This is a genomic window from Pantanalinema rosaneae CENA516, from assembly GCF_050753385.1.
GTDB classification, from domain to species: Bacteria; Cyanobacteriota; Cyanobacteriia; order Leptolyngbyales; family Leptolyngbyaceae; genus Pantanalinema; species Pantanalinema rosaneae.
In genome coordinates this window covers 106,058-122,961 of record NZ_JBLZFZ010000004.1, presented here as the reverse complement: position 1 = coordinate 122,961, position 16,904 = coordinate 106,058, and the positions used below count along the sequence as shown (strand labels likewise).

The following is a 16,904-nucleotide window of genomic DNA, read 5'->3' as shown; positions in this document are numbered from 1 at the left end:
ATCACGACATAAAGTTCCCTGGATTAGTCAATTTTGGATGCCAATGATTGTGCTAGCTGAGTCTGACATCAGTTTAGTCATAATTTTCTAATCAAGACCGAGGCTAAATTCTGAGTTGAATTACTTTAATGGGCTTGTGAAAGAACGTTTTGTCAGGAAATCACTTTCACAGCTTTGCCTGTTCGCCACAGTTGAGAACAGCTATAGGTGTATTTCTGCCATGTATTGCCAGGTTAGTGGGTACTGAAGCCCCTGTCTGTACTAAACCCTGCTCAAAAAGAAGTCAACCCTATGCATGCAGATTTGAAAGATCAACTCACCTCTGTCAACGTTGTTGGTATTCCTGTCACTGCCTTAGACTTTCAATCCCAAATTACCTTAATGATGCAATGGGCTAAGCAACGAGACAGTAGAAGCGTTTGCGTTGCGAATGTCCACATGTTAGTTGAAGCACACCGAGATGCTGCGTTTGCCAAAGTGCTAAAGCAGGCGGATCTCGTGACTCCTGATGGGATGCCACTGGTCTGGATGTTGAGGTGGTTAGGTAATCCTCGCCAGAACCGAGTAGCAGGTTTGGACATTATGCTGTCTGTCTGCGATCGATCCGTTGAGCAAGACATCAGCATTTTCCTCCTGGGTTCAGAACCGGAGGTTTTGCAGCGAATGACCACTAAATTCCATCAGGAGTTTCCCACGTTAAAGATCGCTGGGGCGGAATCGCTCCCCTTTCGTCCGTTAACTGAGGCTGAAAATGTGGCGATCGTCGAAAAGATCAATCAAAGCGGTGCTGGATTGGTGCTGGTATCGCTGGGTTGCCCGAAGCAAGAAGCCTGGATGGCTAAACACCAGGGTAAAGTCCAGGCGGTGATGATTGGGTTAGGCGGAGCATTTCCTGTCTATGCCGGATTGAAAAAGCGGGCCCCTCGCTTGATTCAAGGAGCGGGACTGGAGTGGTTGTATCGGCTGATTCAAGAACCGAGGCGATTATGGTGGCGTTACAGCAGCACAATTCCCATGTTTTTATGGTTAGCGCTAAAGCAACTATGGAGCAGTAAACCTGATCTAAACGAAGATTTAGTTGAAATCAACTGAGCATTGAGCTTGCTAAATCTTTGTCCATAGTTGTTTCCTCACCCCTTTTCCTTAACTTGGGAGAAGGGGTGATTACTCTAGTGAGTTGATTTATTTCACAATCAAGGTAGAAATTCATGACGAATTGCAAGCGGGCACTGATTACAGGAATTACTGGCCAGGATGGTTCTTACCTGAGCGAGTTTTTGCTGGAAAAGGGCTACGAAATTCATGGCATCATTCGCCGTACCTCTACGTTTAATACCGATCGCATTGATCATATCTATGTGGACTCCCATACTCCTGGGGCGCGGTTATTTTTGCATTATGGCGATTTGACCGATGGCACAACGTTAAGACGGGTCCTGGAAGAGGTGCAACCCACGGAAATTTATAATTTGGGAGCCCAATCGCATGTGCGGGTGAGTTTCGATTCACCAGAATATACCGTGGATTCTGTCGGTACGGGGACATTGCGGCTATTGGAGGCAATTCGGGACTATCAGCAGCGGACTGGAGAGCAAGTGCGCTTCTATCAGGCGGGTTCGTCGGAAATGTTTGGTAAGGTGCAGGAAATTCCCCAAACAGAAACGACTCCGTTTTATCCTCGCAGTCCCTATGCCTGTGCGAAGGTCTATGCCCATTGGCAAACGGTGAATTATCGAGAATCTTACAATCTGTTTGCTTGTAATGGAATTCTGTTTAATCATGAGTCGCCCCGGCGAGGTGAAACCTTTGTGACTCGCAAAATTACTCGGGCATTGGCGCGAATTGTTGCCGGACAGCAGCAAAAACTGTATATGGGCAATTTAGATGCTAAACGCGATTGGGGTTATGCCAAGGATTATGTGCAGGCGATGTGGTTGATGTTGCAACAGGAAGAGCCGGATGATTATGTAGTAGCCACGGGAGAAACCCATTCCGTGAAGGAGTTTCTAGATATTGCCTTTGGTTATGTCAATCTGGATTGGCAAAAGTATGTGGAGTTTGATGAACGCTATTTGCGTCCTGCGGAGGTAGAACTGTTGATTGGAGATCCGGCGAAGGCGAAGGCGAAGCTGGGCTGGGAACCATCGGTGACGTTTGAACAGTTAGTGCATTTGATGGTGGAAGCCGATCTGAAGGCATTGGGGCTAGTGCCATTGAATGGGCATGAAATCCAGATTGTGCAAGATTTAGCCACGGTGCGGCAGTCGGTTGGTAGTTCTCTGGCTTAAACAATGGCGTATTGTAAGGAATGGTGTGAATGAACACTCCTCAATTTGACCTGTCCGGTAAACGCATTTTGGTGACAGGGGGGGCTGGTTTCCTGGGTAAACAGGTGATTCAGCAACTAGTGGCGGCTGGAGCCACTTTAGATAAGGTGACGGTGACTCGATCGCGGGATTGTGATCTGCGCCAACTAGAGTCTTGTCAACGGGCAGTTGATCAGCAGGATGTGGTGATTCATTTAGCGGCTCATGTCGGTGGGATTGGCTTGAATCGAGAAAAACCGGCTGAGTTGTTCTATGACAACTTAATGATGGGAACTCAGTTGATTCATGCTGCCCATACGGCTGGAGTGCAAAAGTTCGTCTGTGTAGGCACGATTTGCGCTTATCCCAAATTCACTCCAGTGCCATTTCAGGAAGATGATCTGTGGAATGGTTATCCTGAGGAAACAAATGCACCCTATGGCATCGCGAAAAAAGCGTTGTTAGTGCAGTTGCAAGCCTATCGGCAGCAGTATGGATTTGATGGAATTTATTTATTACCCGTGAATCTGTATGGGCCGGAGGATAATTTTGAGCCCCGCAGTTCCCATGTGATCCCGGCTCTGATTCGCAAGGTTTATGAGGCGAAGCAACGGGGAGATCAACTACTGCCTGTATGGGGTGATGGCAGTCCGACACGGGAGTTTCTCTACTCTACAGATGCCGCGCGAGGGATTGTGATGGCGGCTCAGTTCTACAGTCATCCAGACCCTGTGAATCTGGGTACTGGGGAGGAAATTTCGATTCGGGATTTAGTGCGACTGATTTGTGAACTGATGGAGTTTGAGGGAGAAGTGATTTGGGAGACAGATAAACCAAATGGTCAACCGCGCCGTTGTCTGGATATAGAACGGGCGCAAGCGGCTTTTGGATTTACGGCTCAAGTAAGCTTCCGGCAGGGATTGCAGAATACGATCGCGTGGTATGCCCAACAGGCTGCTTAAGAGCAATCCCGAGCGATCGTCAGATGTTCCTACACTATTACTTCACATCTAAGAGGATGTTCTAGAGTGTTAAAGCTATTTTCTCTGGAAAGTTTAAAAAGCAGATAACCCTGTAAAAGTTTAGTAAATCTCTGCTGCTGATCTGGTCGGTTTCAGTAGGACTACTTAAAATTCAAAGGAGTGGAGCTTGGCATGATCAATTAGCTGATTAGAAAACTCTCCACACAAGTTTTCAGGGTTTAGTTCATCTACCAATAGTGCACTGCCGGGCTACCGAATCAATTGTCTAGCTTGCCTGGACAGAGGTAGGTGAATGATGCCACTAACTGGCGTTCTTCAGATCAACCATCAGCTTAGCAACTCTTTCACACACTTCTACAGTTCGGTAGCCTATCAGGTTTTGTAAAGTCAACTCAAACTGAACAAAAAGTACACTTAGGTAGGCTTAATTTATGACGTTGAAAACTTTCCATGTAGGAATGGTTGTAGCGGCAACTGTTGCTTCAAACACGATTCTATCTACAACACCTGCTCAGGCTGCAAAGTTAACAGGGGTTCTAAACTTTACTGGTGCAGTCACGTTTGATACTGTTGGCAACCCAACCAAACTTACATTTGAAGATTCTAATTCTTTATCACCTGGTCTCAATTTCGCTGTTGATTTAGCAAGTACGACGCTGGCTTTTGATACTCCCGAGAAGAATCAGGTTACTGGTACGGGAAAGGTTGCTCCTAAGGTCATCAACTTGGTTGGTGGTGAAGCTGGTCCGTTTCCAAATTGGTTAACAGGCTTAAAAGTAGAGGGCAAAGATCTGACATTTAACCTCACAAAATTTGTTTTAGGATCTGCCAGCATTAGATCCTTACCAGGTGGCTTTACGCGCTACGTCTATGACTCCGATATCAGTGGAAAGTTTTTTGCGGATGGCGAATTTCTGGGATCTGGTGTCTTTACTACACAGTTTGTTCTGACAGCGGAGCAAATCAACCAAGCTATAACAACAAGTTACTCAGGTACAATCGCCGCTTATCCTGTTCCTACTCCGGCTCTGCTACCTGGTCTGATTGGTCTAGGACTAGGTGTAATGCGTAAGCGCAAGACAGAAGCAATTGAGGAGGCTGCAATCAACGTTTAATTCATGTATGAAGGTGTGATGATTTGATAGCTTTTTATCCGGATCTCACACCTTTATCTCAGAATAATTTAAAGAATTTTCCTTGGTGCGAACTGATCAGATTAATATCCTGACCTTCCATTAGTTATTGTTCCTATTCACAAACTACCGACTTAATCTATGGCATCTCTATCTTCTTCACAGGTTTCTACTAGCTACAATACAAAATCCCTGATTAGAATCGTCGGTTTTGCCTGTTTAGCTGGCTTTGTAATTGATATGCTGATCCTGGCTTTACCCCCTGCTCTGGGTAATCCAGAGTGGCGCACAGGGTTTCTGCAACAGATAAGCGATCGCAGTATTGTTTTACTATTTGGGGCAGCATTAACCCTCTATGGCAGCTTAGAAGTACGGGCATTACGTAAGCAGCTTGGCATGGTATTGCTAGTGATTGGTGTCATATATCTGCTTTCCTGTGTGCTAGTAATTTATGATGGCTTGACCTTAAATGATCTAGCGGCTAAAAACATTACGAACCAAGCTGAGCAGGTACAAACCCAAATTCAAAATGCCAAAAATGATCCCAAAGTTGCACCCAGTATTACACCGGAGCAGTTACAACAAGCGTCTCAACAAGTGGATGCACGAGTGACGGCTCTAAAGCAAAATGCTAAGGCTGGCATCATGAAAACTGCGATCGCAATTACAGGGAATTTGGTGGTGATTGGGATTGCTTTGATTAGTTTAGGTCGTTATGGTCTGCGTCCACGTAGAAATTAGTGACAATGAAGTGGCAAAAGAAGGTGAGTCAGGTAGCCCGGCAATTCCTGCAAACTCACCTAAAAACAACTCATGGGCGCTTTGTATTATGTGGGTTACTAGTAGGACTGAGTTATCTCCCTGTTTGGCTCGGCGGTCTAACCGTTAGCGCATCGCAAGGATCGGCAGGATTACCGCTCATTCTGGCGGTTGTGTTTCTGGGATTTCACGAGTTGTGGAAGCAGCGGCAAGCATTAGCCCAGACTACGGCGGCGGAAGAAGACCAACTGTTGGGGCATATTCTCATCCTGAGTGGGGTGATCCTGTTTCCTTTTTGTCGATCTGTGATCTGGCCGCAAGCTTTAATCTGGTTATTAGTCCTGGCTGGGATTGCTTGTAGTTCTTGGGGAGTCAGCTTCTTTCGAAAATACCCACTGCCAATTCTGCTGATTGCGTTAAGTGTGTATCCTAAGCCTGGGGTGATGGCACGTATTCTGTGGCAAACTTTCACACCTCCGAACCTACTTGAGAATTTAATGGCGAATGCTGGAGTTCATGCCCTGAGAGCGATCGGACAACCAGCCACGGTGATTGAGAATGTTGTTTCGCTACCGGCTGGTGCAGTGAAAGTGGATTGGGGTTGCAATGGCTTTAATATGGCTTTTACGATGGCAGCGGCTGGTTTAATTATGGGACTTTTTCTCAAGCAAAGCTGGCTCAAGATTATTGGCTTTATTGTGGTAGGGATTGTTTTATCACTGCTCTTCAATGTGCCGCGTATCATGCTGCTAGCGATCGCTTCTGTTTATTGGGGAGAAGTATCATTTAAGTTTTGGCACGGGCCTTGGGGCGGGCAAATGTTTGCAGGGGTACTGTTTACTGTCTACTACTATGCCATTATGTGGATAGTGAATCGTTCCACTAAAAAAGTTCCAATATGAAGCCTAGATGAACGCCACTTAAAGTCAACATAAGTTGCAGAAGAGTTTTTGTGTTTCTCCCTGATATAAGGAGCAGCCTGCGTAGTAAGTGAGTAGTTCAAGTTAAGCCCTGAAATCAAACTATTTAGAACTAAGCTTGCTGTTACTTACAGTAATAGGTTTGGCTCTGTTAAGGTTAAACAATCAATAGAATATATAATTCTGTCAGAAGTGAGCTTTGATGGTCGTTTAGATCTCAGTTCCTTCATCGTAACCTCCTTAGGAACGGGAATTAAATAATTTTGATATTTTCTTGTACGGGTGAACAGCCGTTTGTCTATTCAGAGAACAATTGGTCTTATTTAATCTGCGATCCTTAGCCTTGAAATGACTTTGTTAACCAGGAGGTTCAATTACGGGATTAGTATGGCAAAAATAGTGACAAGCATAAGATGATATTGGAACACGACGGAGTGACTGCAAATGCCTGAAATGTCAAGATGCTCAAGACGGTCAGGTCTTTGGAGCCTGAGTTATTAATCACATAACTTTAGAACGTGATTACGTTCTTGTTGTATGGGATGACTATAGAAACAAAAGTAACAGCGTAATGAACCATCAAATGGCTGGAATACGGCAGCATCTCGTTATTGAAGCAGGACGAACAGAGCGCCAATATTGGCAGGATTTATGGAAGTATCGGGAGTTATTTTATTTCCTGGCTTGGCGAGACATTCTAGTACGTTATAAGCAAACCGCGATCGGTATTGCTTGGGCACTCATTCGTCCATTTCTGACAATGGTGGTGTTCACGGTAGTATTTGGTACATTAGCAAAGTTACCTTCTCAAGGTGCTCCCTATCCCATTCTAGTATTTGCGGCTATGTTACCCTGGCAGTTTTTCTCTAACGCTTTGTCAGAGTGCAGTAATAGTTTAATTGCTAATTCCAATTTGATTTCTAAAGTTTATTTCCCTCGGTTAATTGTACCAACCAGCTCAGTAATTGTAAGTTTCGTGGATTTTCTAATTTCGGGTATGATTCTTCTGGGGCTAATGGCATGGTATAACTTTGTCCCAGATTGGCGAATTCTAACATTGCCATTGTTTATTCTAATTGCTTTTGCAGCAGCAATGGGGGCAGGGCTGTGGCTGGCAGCACTGAATGTAGAATATCGAGATTTTCGCTACATTGTGCCGTTTATTGTCCAGTTTGGGCTGTATATCTCACCAGTTGGATTTAGCAGCAGCATTGTACCGCAGCAATGGCGATTGCTTTACTCTTTGAATCCGATGGTAGGGGTAATAGATGGGTTTCGCTGGGCAATATTGGGTGGCGATTCACAGATTTATTTGCCAGGATTCTTATTGTCTCTGACCCTAGTAGGGTTAATCCTAATTAGTGGAATTTGGTATTTCCGCCGCATGGAGCGGACATTTGCGGATGTGATTTAACTCCCGAAGATTAATTGGTAATAGTTTTAACTTCACAGCAGTCAGCAGTAAACAATAGGATAAGCATGTCTGACACGGTCATTCGGGTTGAGAATTTGAGCAAGAAATATGTCCTTAACCATCAGCAGGAGGGGCGTAAATATAAAACTCTACGAGATGTGATGGTTGGCAGCATTAAGTCTGTAGGCAAACGATTCTCGATTAAGAATAAAATTGAGAACCCCAGCAAGGAAGAGTTTTGGGCACTAAAGGATGTGTCATTTGAAATTCAGCAGGGCGATCGAATAGGGATTATTGGTCGTAATGGAGCCGGAAAATCCACTCTCCTTAAAGTCCTTAGCCGAATTACAGATCCTACTCAAGGTCGAATCAAGATCAAAGGGCGAGTAGCTAGTTTGCTAGAGGTCGGTACAGGCTTTCACCCAGAGCTAACAGGAAGGGAAAACATTTATCTGAATGGTGCCATTTTAGGTATGAGTCGAGAGGAAATCAAACGTAAGTTTGATGAGATTGTCACGTTTGCAGAGGTGGAAAAGTTTTTGGACACACCAGTCAAACGTTACTCTTCAGGTATGTATGTGCGTCTGGCCTTTGCTGTTGCTGCCAATTTAGAGCCAGAGATCCTGATTGTAGATGAGGTACTGGCAGTGGGGGATGCCCAGTTTCAAAAGAAGTGCCTGCAGAAAATGAAAGATGTCAACGATGATGGTAGAACCGTTTTACTCGTGTCCCATCAAATGACTACAATTAAAGCTCTTGCTACCAAAGCAATCTTTTTGGAAAGAGGCTATACCGAAGGTATTTCCGATGTAAATTGTGCTGTAGAAAAGTATCTGTTTTCCTCCTCTAACCATCAAGGGGGAACCTTTATTACTCACCAGCCCAGATCGCACAAAGATGCTTACATTACTGAAGTTAATTTGTTCAATGGATTGAATGAAATCCAGACAAATTTCCTGACTTATGAAGCAATTTTTATCGAAATTGTGTGGGTTAACTGTGCTGGTGTAGCTGTAATGCCTAACTTTATGTTGGTGAATAGTCAAGGGATAACTGTTATGATTGCTTCTGATGCACCCTCAGATTTTGACGGCAGTCAGAAAAAACGACCTGGCAGATACATTAGTCGATTTAAAATACCAGCCAACTTACTTAATTCCAATCACTATGTTCTACATGTGGCGTTGGATTGTGGTAGTCCAAGAATTTGTTATGACTACCATCTAAATGTCATTCATTTTTCGGTGACTGATCCAATGGATGAGCATTGTATTGCTCGTGGAGCGATGACCTCTGTGCGAGAAGATGCAGCGTTATGGCCAGCCCTGGAATGCAGTTGGAAGCGTATTGATGAATTGGCAACTTTGTGATGATACCGATCTTTCATACCTATATTCATCCATCTGCTGTCGAAAAAGTCTATTCAGTATTGGATTCAACCTTACTGAGTGAAGGGAAGCAGGTCAAAGAGTTTGAAGAGGCTCTGTCCATTCAACTTGGACTCATTAATCCTGTTGCCGTTCATAGTGGCACCAGTGCTCTACACTTAGCGTTGCTCCTTGCAGGAGTGAAACCTGGAGATGAGGTAATTTGCCCTACCCAGACCTTTGTAGCCTCTGCACTAGCAATTTTGTATGTTCAGGCAATTCCTGTTTTCGCAGATATTCAGTATGAAACAGGTAATATTTGCCCGCAATCAATTGCTAGCAAGATTACTGATAAAACTAAGGCCATCATGACTGTTCACTGGGGAGGCTATCCCTGTGATCTGGATGTTATTCATGCTATTGCTCAACAGCATCAGCTGGTAGTGATCGAGGATGCTGCTCATGCTCTAGGAGCGACCTATAAAAACCAGGTAATTGGTGCAATTTCCGACTTTACCTGCTTTTCGTTTCAGGCAATTAAGCATCTTACTACAGGGGATGGAGGAGCAGTCTGTTGCTTAAATCATGATTTGGTAGCCCGAGTTTTGGCTAGTCGCTGGTTTGGAATAGATCGAGCTAATTCTCAACTTTCATTTTTGGGAGAGCGGCAATACGATATCACGGAGGTGGGCTACAAATATCACTTAAATAATTATGCAGCAGCTTTAGGTCTGGCAAATTTACAGGGATTCCAGGATCGGTTAGAAAAACGACGCCAGATTGCCAAACGATATTCAGAGGCATTGGGTCAAATATCAGGAATTCGATTGTTTGAATATCAAGTCGATCGCCAGAGCGCCTACTGGCTTTATGGTATGCATGTGGAAAGACGAGATGATTTCATCTTGGCACTTCGCGATCGAGGTGTTACTGCTTCTGTTGTACATCAGCGAATCGATCGAAACTCTGTTTTTGGAGGCAAGCGACCTAATTTAGTACATCAAGCTCGATTTGATGAAACCCAGGTTCATATTCCAATTCATGATGGGCTGAAGGAAGAAGACATAGCCCAGGTTATTGAGGCGATTAAAAGTGGTTGGTAAGTTAAGTAGCATCACGTACTAACCCTTAATAGTTTGAGCACTATTACAATGATCTTGGTAAGAGGTTATTTGAAACAGTATGTTCTGTTTTATCGGTTCCTTAGAAATTTCACTAGCCTGCGGTTAAAGCTATGGTGTACATCTAAATTGAGCGGATTCTCCCTAGTTCTGGCGCTGCATGAGTAGTAATTTTTAGCTTCTTTCCAGTTGTCTATAAAAGCTTAATCATTGTTTTCTGTTATGGCAGTTATATAGCCTAAATTACATTCAAACAAAACCTTTTTTAAGGAAGATTATGACGGTTGTACTTCTAGGGCATACAGGGTTTGTTGGCAGAAGTGTGGCAGAGGTGCTGACTGAAAATGGAGTAGTGTATATTCCCACTGCTCGTCGGGAAGGAGTTGATTTACGAGATGTAGCACAGGCAACGGCTTTTTTTGAAACTACTCAACCCGACTTCATCATTAATTGTGCTGCACACGTAGGTAGCCTAAATTATGTGACGCAACAGGCCGCAGACGTCATCCTGGATAACTCACGCATGGTTCTATCGATGTATGAGGCGGTTGCTAAAGTGTGTCCAGAGGCGATAATTATTAATCCCATTGCTAATTGTGCCTATCCAGCCCAGACAGAAACGTTTTCTGAGGAAGATTGGTGGAATGGACATTTGCACCGTTCTGTACTGGCTTATGGAGCTACCCGCCGATTGATGTGGGCAATAGGAGAAAGTTTTCTAATGCAACATGGAATTAGAAGTATCAACTTACTCGTGCCCAACATGTATGGTCCATTTGATTCTACTGATCCTAATAAGGCTCATGCTCTGAATGCCCTGATCTCCAAATTTGTTAAAGCTCAACAAACGAACCAGAAGGAGATTGAAGTTTGGGGTACTGGAGCGGCGATTCGAGAATGGTTGTATGCCAAGGATTTTGGTCGTATTGTCTTGGAGATCATTCAAGATCCTAATCGACTTGGTCTAGCAGAGCCACTGAATATCGCTCAAGAATTTGGATTAACTGTACGGGAATTGGTGGCTGTAATCAAGTCTGCTTTTAATTATAAGGGAGAAATTAAATGGGATGAAACAAAACCAGATGGCGCGCCTAGGAAGGTAATGGACGATCGACGATTTAGAAAAGTATTTCCTGATTTTGAGTTCACCTCATTGTTAGAGGGAATAGGAACCACGATTCGATACTATGAATCTGTTTTTCCTTATTAGAGTTTGGATCAAGAATCATGCTATATGACATGTCTCTGCTTAGGTCAGTAGGCGAGGATGTTTATATTAGTTCTAATGTAGAGATCAGGCGTCCGCATCTGGTTAGTGTTGGTAGCCATATCGCAATTGATAGTGGATTTTATATCACAACTCAAGCGCAACTCGAAGACTATATTCACATTGCTCCCTATGTCACTGTAATTGGTGGAGTCAATGGACTTTTGAAAATGGGCAATTTTACTAATATTTCGGTAGGAGGCAAGATTATTTGTGGCTCTGATGAGTTTTTGGGTGCAGGTTTAGTCACAGCTCCTGGAATCCCTGATGAGTTTCGAGACACCTTGGTAGTTGAACCAGTAGTTTTCGAAGACTTTGCAAACGTGGGAGCTAATGTGGTGATTATGCCAGGAGTTACTTTAGCAGAGGGCAGTGTTGTGGGAGCTTGCTCACTAGTAACTAAAACTACGGAGCCATGGACAATCTATATTGGGACTCCAGCAAAACCCGTCAAAGCTCGCTCTAAAGACAAGATGATCGAACATGCCAAGAAACTTGGATACCGTTAACATAACTATGAGTCAAATCAAGCTTTCCTACGTGATTACAACGCGCAATAAATTGCCTTACCTGAGGGAGGTAATGCAACGGTTATTAGAAAATGTTCAAGCAGACGAAGAGATTGTGGTTGCAGATGGAGCTAGTACAGATGGCACAGTTGACTATCTAAAAGACTTATATGAGCAGGGCAAAATCCATCAGTTCATTTCTGAACCTGATAAAGGAGAAGCTCACGGTTATAACAAATGCTTACTAATGGCGCGGGGTGAACTGATCAAGATCATTACTGATGATGATGTATTTTACTATCCTGGTATTCAAGAGTGTAAGCAGTTTATGCTGGCTCATCCTGATATAGATGTGCTCGGTACTCAAGGAGCTAGTGGAGGTGGATGTCTTTCTCCTCAAGAGTTTACTCAGTATTTAGATCGCTACAAAGCCTGGAAAGAAACAGTTCGAGCATTTGATTTTTCTGGTCTTGGTCTTATGATAAGGCGTAGTTCTATTCCTCTTACAGGGCTGTTTAACACAAATTTCTTATGGGTTGACTGTGAATTTACATATCGGATTACATCAAGGCATGTTAACTTAGCATGGTTTACGGGGCTTTGTTGGGTTCATTGTGGCAATCTGCAAAGTAATAGTCGCCAATGGAAGCGTATGCGTCTAGATATGGATAGATTAGATAAGTTTTATGGTATATCTAAACAGCCAATAAAAAGAGTTCAGGAACGTATATTCACATTAAAAGTTGATACAGTAAATCTTCTTAAGAAAGTTCAATTTTTAGACAAACTCAAGGAACAAGTTAGACCGGAGAGAGTTATTCCTCAAATAGAAGATGTTCATGCTTTTAATTATCAGTGGCTAGAAGAAAAAAGCATTCAGAGAAAAAGCCATTTTTTGCATTAAAGTTCATAGTATTTTTAATGCAAAAAAGATTTCAATTGGTCAAAGCGACGATTGCAGCAGGAAGTCTAATTTACACCGATGAATATGGCATCTACAATGCGTTGCCTGAGTGGGGCTATGAGCACAAAACAGTATGTTATAGCGCAGGGGAATATGCCCACGATGACGATTGGGATAGGTTTCGTGAAGTCTATGTCAACACAATGGAGGGCTTTTGGTCGCTACTGTGCTCGTGGTTACGTCCTCATCGTGATATTTCTTAGGCAAAGCTGCCCTTGTACTTGAGTTTTTTTAAGTTCATCCACAATACCAAAAAACGAGGCAAAGAATTGCTCAGTGCTTTATTAGAAATTTTCTCACTTAACTTCCTGAATTACCTATTACCCAACTGTATTTCTATAATACTAGAAATGCATAAATTGTCCTCCTATGTATCTCATCATTTTTATATTAGCGTTTGTAATTGCAATAATATATTATTGGATTGCCTACCGATATACTAATAAACAAGAACACAAGTATAGCCTCAAAAAAATATTTCTTGTTATTTTACTATTTTCAATGATTGACATTTATCTTTTTCCATTTTCTAAAATACATCCTTCTACTCTAACTGGATTCGACAAAACTTCTCTCTCATCTGGACTACAGATCACAGTTTATATAGCGATCTTCCTTACTTTGAATTGGTATTTCAAGAATTTCTTAAAAAATTCAGTTTTACTATTTAGAGATCCATTTTTAATAATTTTATTAGTATTCACTATGCTATCCACTTTTTGGTCAGAGACGCCCATCTTAACTTTTCGAAGTAGCTTAGTCATTATTGGATTTACAACTTTAGGATCTCATATTGCTAAACAATATAGCTGGCAAGAGCTAAACTATGGCTTACGGTGGAGTCAAGCATGGATTGTCGGAATTGGCTTAATAGTTGCAGTAATATTTCCATCAATAGGTTTTGAACCGAAAGGGTTAAAAGGAATCATGCCCTTTGCTAACTGGCTAGGAACACTAACAGCTCTAGGAACAGTTTTATGGATATTACAAGCAATTAGTTACTCTTATAAGCGCAAGCTATCATTAAGTATGGCATCACTAATGTTTTTAGTAACATTTGCAGCAGGCTCAGGAACAGGAATCTTACTTTTACTAAATTTAGTTATGTTTATGTTCTTTCTACTTATGTTAAGGAAATTTGGTTTTCGATGGAAATTAGTTTTAACTCCTGCTTTTATAATATTTGCAATATTAGGAGTTGTATTCATTTCTCAAAACTTTGCTTTTATAACAGAATCATTTGGTAAAGATTCAACCTTAACAGGTCGTACTGATTTTTGGCCACAACTTATACATAAAATTTCGCAACATAGCCTAACTGGATATGGTTATTATGGTTTCTGGCAACCTTGGCGAGGGATAGAAAATCCAGCTATTGAAATTGGCAGTGCTAGCTATACTCCACCAAGAGCACATAATGGATTTATTCAAATTGGTTTAGATTTAGGTTTAACGGGGTTACTGTTATTTGGATCCTCTTTAATTAGAAGCGTAATATTATTGCTTCGGTATATACAGGTTGGTAGAAAACCTGATTCAATTGCGCCTTTAATTATTCTACTGTTTATAGTATTAAGCAACGTTAGCCAAGATTTTCTATTCACTCCAAACTACAGATGGTTTTATTATATTTTAATCATTGTAGCTATTGATATAGAAATAAGAAATACTGTATTGCATTCAAGTTCTATTCTAAAAACAAAGGCTCACTAGAGACAATTTCATTAGCTAATATCATTTGATGCTTACTTTTTAAGTTAAGTAAAGTTACTGCTGTAAGTGAAGAGTGCATCACTTCGCTCCACCTTACACGCTTTGTAGAATCAATTCTACTCAATAGCACTCTTCAAATGCCCTATTTTATAGGGACAGCAAGTGGCAAAGAATCAATACAAAAAGATTGAAATAGTAAAATTTTAGATTGCTCTTTTATCAAAAGTTAGATAAGTTCTAAAAATGATATAGCTATTTGTAGACGAGAAAGAATAATTTGGACTTCTTTACTGTTTTTCTACTACTTCGTGCATGGTTATTCAAGTTTCCCCTCAGATTCAACATCAGTCTTCCTGTCCCTACTGCCAAGTAGTATTAAAGCCGTCTTCATTACTATGGGCAGGTATGTTCATTTGCACTAGATTATCTTGTCAAATCTGTGGAGCAGAAATTATAGAGGAACTTCCTATAGGTCATGCTGAAAATGCAGTTTCTCAAGTAGATCTTGTAAAGCAAGTAGCTTTCGGTAATTGTTGGACTCGAGAACTTTTGTTAGCTAATCTAATCAATCCGGAGCAGAAAGTTGTTAACTTAAACCGGGAGATTTTCCAGCAACGAGATCGTGTGATTATCCTCAATTGTATTGACTACCTTTATGGACACTGTTTGTTAAAGCTATTAAATGCTCAACGACATCTAGAAGATAATGCTGATTATGGCTTAGTTGTTCTTATTCAGTCATTTATGCGATGGCTTGTTCCTCAAGGAATCGCGGAAATTTGGACAGTAGATATTCCTTTGCGTCAAGGTAATCTCTACTATTTGAGTCTCAATCAAACTATCAATAATGAAATAAATCGATTTCAAGCTGTTTATATTAGTGAAGCTTTTTCACATCCCAATCAGTTTAACATTACAAATTTCACAGGTGTTTCTCATTTTACTTGGCAACAGAAGGAAACTAAAGTTACTTTCATTTGGCGAGAAGATCGCCTCTGGTGCTCTCCCAATCTAACTAAAATTTTGAGCAGATTAGGGCTTCTCTTCTGGGCTTTAATGCTACAGAACTGGCAAATAAAACGTCTATTTCGACATATTCGTCGGCATATACCGCATGTAAAGCTAAGTGTCGCTGGTTTAGGTACACATACTAACTTTCCAAGCTGGATTATAGACAAAAGGGTTAACCAGTTTGACATTCAAACAGAATATGAGCTGTGCCAATTCTATGCTGAAAGCAATTTAGTTATTGGTGTCCACGGTTCTAATATGCTGCTACCCTCTGCTCATGCAGGTATGGTTATAGATCTAATGCCTCCTGATAGATGGGCAAACTTTGCGCAAGATATTCTTTATCAAGAAAAAGATTCTAGGCTGGCTGCATACTGTTATCGCTATCTTCCAGTACAAACTAGCCCTAAACTACTTGCCTTAATCGCTAGCACTATGATTCTAAAGTGGTTGCGATTTTCCTCCCAAATGAGTAATAAATAATCCATATGAATATATCTGTTGCTCTAATCATTTTCAAACGACCTGATTTAACTAAGAAGGTATTTGAGCGTATCCGTCAGGCAAAACCTAAAACGTTATTCGTTATTGCTGATGCACCCCGTCCTGAGAGGCCGGAGGAGGTAGATTTATGCACCACTACCCGCGCCATTATTGATAGTGTTGATTGGACATGCGAAGTAGTAAAAAACTATGCTGAAATAAATTTAGGATGCCGGTTACGACTTGCTACAGGCATAAGTTGGGTTTTTGATCAAGTTGAAGACGCCATCATTCTTGAGGATGATTGTTTACCCCACCCAAGCTTCTTCCAGTTCTGCCAGGAATTGCTAGAAAGATACAGAGATGATGAGCGCATTATGATGATTAGTGGAACTAATTATGCAGGTGAGTGGAAGTCAAAACTTCAAAGCTATCACTTCTCCTATTACGGAGGTATTTGGGGATGGGCTTCTTGGAGAAGAGCTTGGAAATACTATGACGATAGTATGCATCTATGGACCGACCAACATACAAAAGATTTGATTCGAGATTTACTATGTGATAAAGAGCAGTTTGAAGCCCGAGAAAAACTGTTTGATAGTGTATTAAAAAGAGAAATTGATACTTGGGACTATGTTTGGAGCTTTGCAAGACTTTCGCAATCAGGTTTATCAATTGTTCCCTCTATCAATTTAGTTTCAAATTTAGGATTTGGATTGGATGCTACACATACAACTAATAGCAATTCTCATCTGTCCAGAATGAAAGTAAACCCATTAAAATTTCCTCTTCAACATAACAACACTTTAATTGCTGATCGAGACTATGATAGATATCTTTTTAGAAGTTTGTATAACCACAAAAAAGTATTTAGAAAAATATTATATAAGCTCACCAAATTGCTAGAATCAAACATGCCAGAGTAAGTTCTCATACTTTTCGATTTTTAAACAT

At 41.6% G+C, this 16,904-nt stretch carries 16 protein-coding genes; all 16 read left to right on the top strand.

Going from position 1 to position 16,904, the window contains the following annotated elements; genetic code table 11:
* The first annotated feature begins 291 nt into the window (after positions 1–291).
* On the top strand, positions 292–1,092 hold the full coding sequence (locus ACN4EK_RS03565; protein WP_431656101.1) for a WecB/TagA/CpsF family glycosyltransferase: 801 nt from the start codon (positions 292–294) through the stop codon (positions 1,090–1,092).
* Between the two features lie 116 nt (positions 1,093–1,208).
* Positions 1,209–2,288, top strand: coding sequence for a GDP-mannose 4,6-dehydratase (gene gmd / locus ACN4EK_RS03560; protein ID WP_431656100.1), 1,080 nt, complete (start codon positions 1,209–1,211; stop codon positions 2,286–2,288).
* Positions 2,289–2,317: 29 nt separating this feature from the next.
* Positions 2,318–3,268, top strand: coding sequence for a GDP-L-fucose synthase family protein (locus ACN4EK_RS03555; RefSeq protein ID WP_431656099.1), 951 nt, complete (start codon positions 2,318–2,320; stop codon positions 3,266–3,268).
* Between the two features lie 452 nt (positions 3,269–3,720).
* The gene (locus tag ACN4EK_RS03550; RefSeq protein WP_431656098.1) at positions 3,721–4,404 is read left to right on the top strand and encodes a PTPA-CTERM sorting domain-containing protein; all 684 of its coding nucleotides are present in this window, start codon (positions 3,721–3,723) and stop codon (positions 4,402–4,404) included.
* Positions 4,405–4,563: 159 nt separating this feature from the next.
* On the top strand, positions 4,564–5,163 hold the full coding sequence (gene hpsJ-C / locus ACN4EK_RS03545) for an HpsJ-like protein, cyanoexosortase C-associated (RefSeq protein ID WP_431656097.1): 600 nt from the start codon (positions 4,564–4,566) through the stop codon (positions 5,161–5,163).
* Between the two features lie 5 nt (positions 5,164–5,168).
* Positions 5,169–6,083 carry a cyanoexosortase C gene (crtC, locus tag ACN4EK_RS03540; RefSeq protein WP_431656096.1) on the top strand — a complete coding sequence of 305 codons (915 nt, stop codon included), beginning with the start codon at positions 5,169–5,171 and terminating at the stop codon, positions 6,081–6,083.
* A gap of 589 nt (positions 6,084–6,672) precedes the next feature.
* The gene (locus ACN4EK_RS03535) at positions 6,673–7,515 is read left to right on the top strand and encodes an ABC transporter permease (protein WP_431656095.1); all 843 of its coding nucleotides are present in this window, start codon (positions 6,673–6,675) and stop codon (positions 7,513–7,515) included.
* Between the two features lie 65 nt (positions 7,516–7,580).
* Positions 7,581–8,885, top strand: coding sequence for an ABC transporter ATP-binding protein (locus tag ACN4EK_RS03530; protein WP_431656094.1), 1,305 nt, complete (start codon positions 7,581–7,583; stop codon positions 8,883–8,885).
* Positions 8,885–9,985, top strand: coding sequence for a DegT/DnrJ/EryC1/StrS family aminotransferase (locus ACN4EK_RS03525; RefSeq protein WP_431656093.1), 1,101 nt, complete (start codon positions 8,885–8,887; stop codon positions 9,983–9,985). Before ACN4EK_RS03530 ends, ACN4EK_RS03525 begins: the two co-directional genes overlap by 1 nt.
* A 295-nt stretch (positions 9,986–10,280) precedes the next feature.
* Complete coding sequence (locus ACN4EK_RS03520) at positions 10,281–11,213, top strand: NAD-dependent epimerase/dehydratase family protein (RefSeq protein ID WP_431656092.1); 933 nt, start codon at positions 10,281–10,283, stop codon at positions 11,211–11,213.
* A 17-nt stretch (positions 11,214–11,230) separates the two neighbouring features.
* Positions 11,231–11,779, top strand: coding sequence for an acyltransferase (locus tag ACN4EK_RS03515; protein ID WP_431656091.1), 549 nt, complete (start codon positions 11,231–11,233; stop codon positions 11,777–11,779).
* 7 nt (positions 11,780–11,786) lie between these two features.
* On the top strand, positions 11,787–12,683 hold the full coding sequence (locus tag ACN4EK_RS03510; protein WP_431656090.1) for a glycosyltransferase: 897 nt from the start codon (positions 11,787–11,789) through the stop codon (positions 12,681–12,683).
* Positions 12,684–12,700: 17 nt separating this feature from the next.
* Positions 12,701–12,946: a transposase gene (locus ACN4EK_RS03505; RefSeq protein ID WP_431656089.1), complete on the top strand. Its 246-nt coding sequence runs from the start codon at positions 12,701–12,703 to the stop codon at positions 12,944–12,946.
* Between the two features lie 166 nt (positions 12,947–13,112).
* Positions 13,113–14,456, top strand: coding sequence for an O-antigen ligase family protein (locus ACN4EK_RS03500; protein ID WP_431656088.1), 1,344 nt, complete (start codon positions 13,113–13,115; stop codon positions 14,454–14,456).
* Positions 14,457–14,768: 312 nt separating this feature from the next.
* Positions 14,769–15,950 carry a hypothetical protein gene (locus tag ACN4EK_RS03495; protein WP_431656087.1) on the top strand — a complete coding sequence of 394 codons (1,182 nt, stop codon included), beginning with the start codon at positions 14,769–14,771 and terminating at the stop codon, positions 15,948–15,950.
* A gap of 5 nt (positions 15,951–15,955) precedes the next feature.
* Positions 15,956–16,876, top strand: a complete 921-nt coding sequence (locus ACN4EK_RS03490; protein WP_431656086.1) for a glycosyltransferase family 2 protein — start codon at positions 15,956–15,958, stop codon at positions 16,874–16,876.
* The last annotated feature ends 28 nt before the right edge of the window (positions 16,877–16,904 follow it).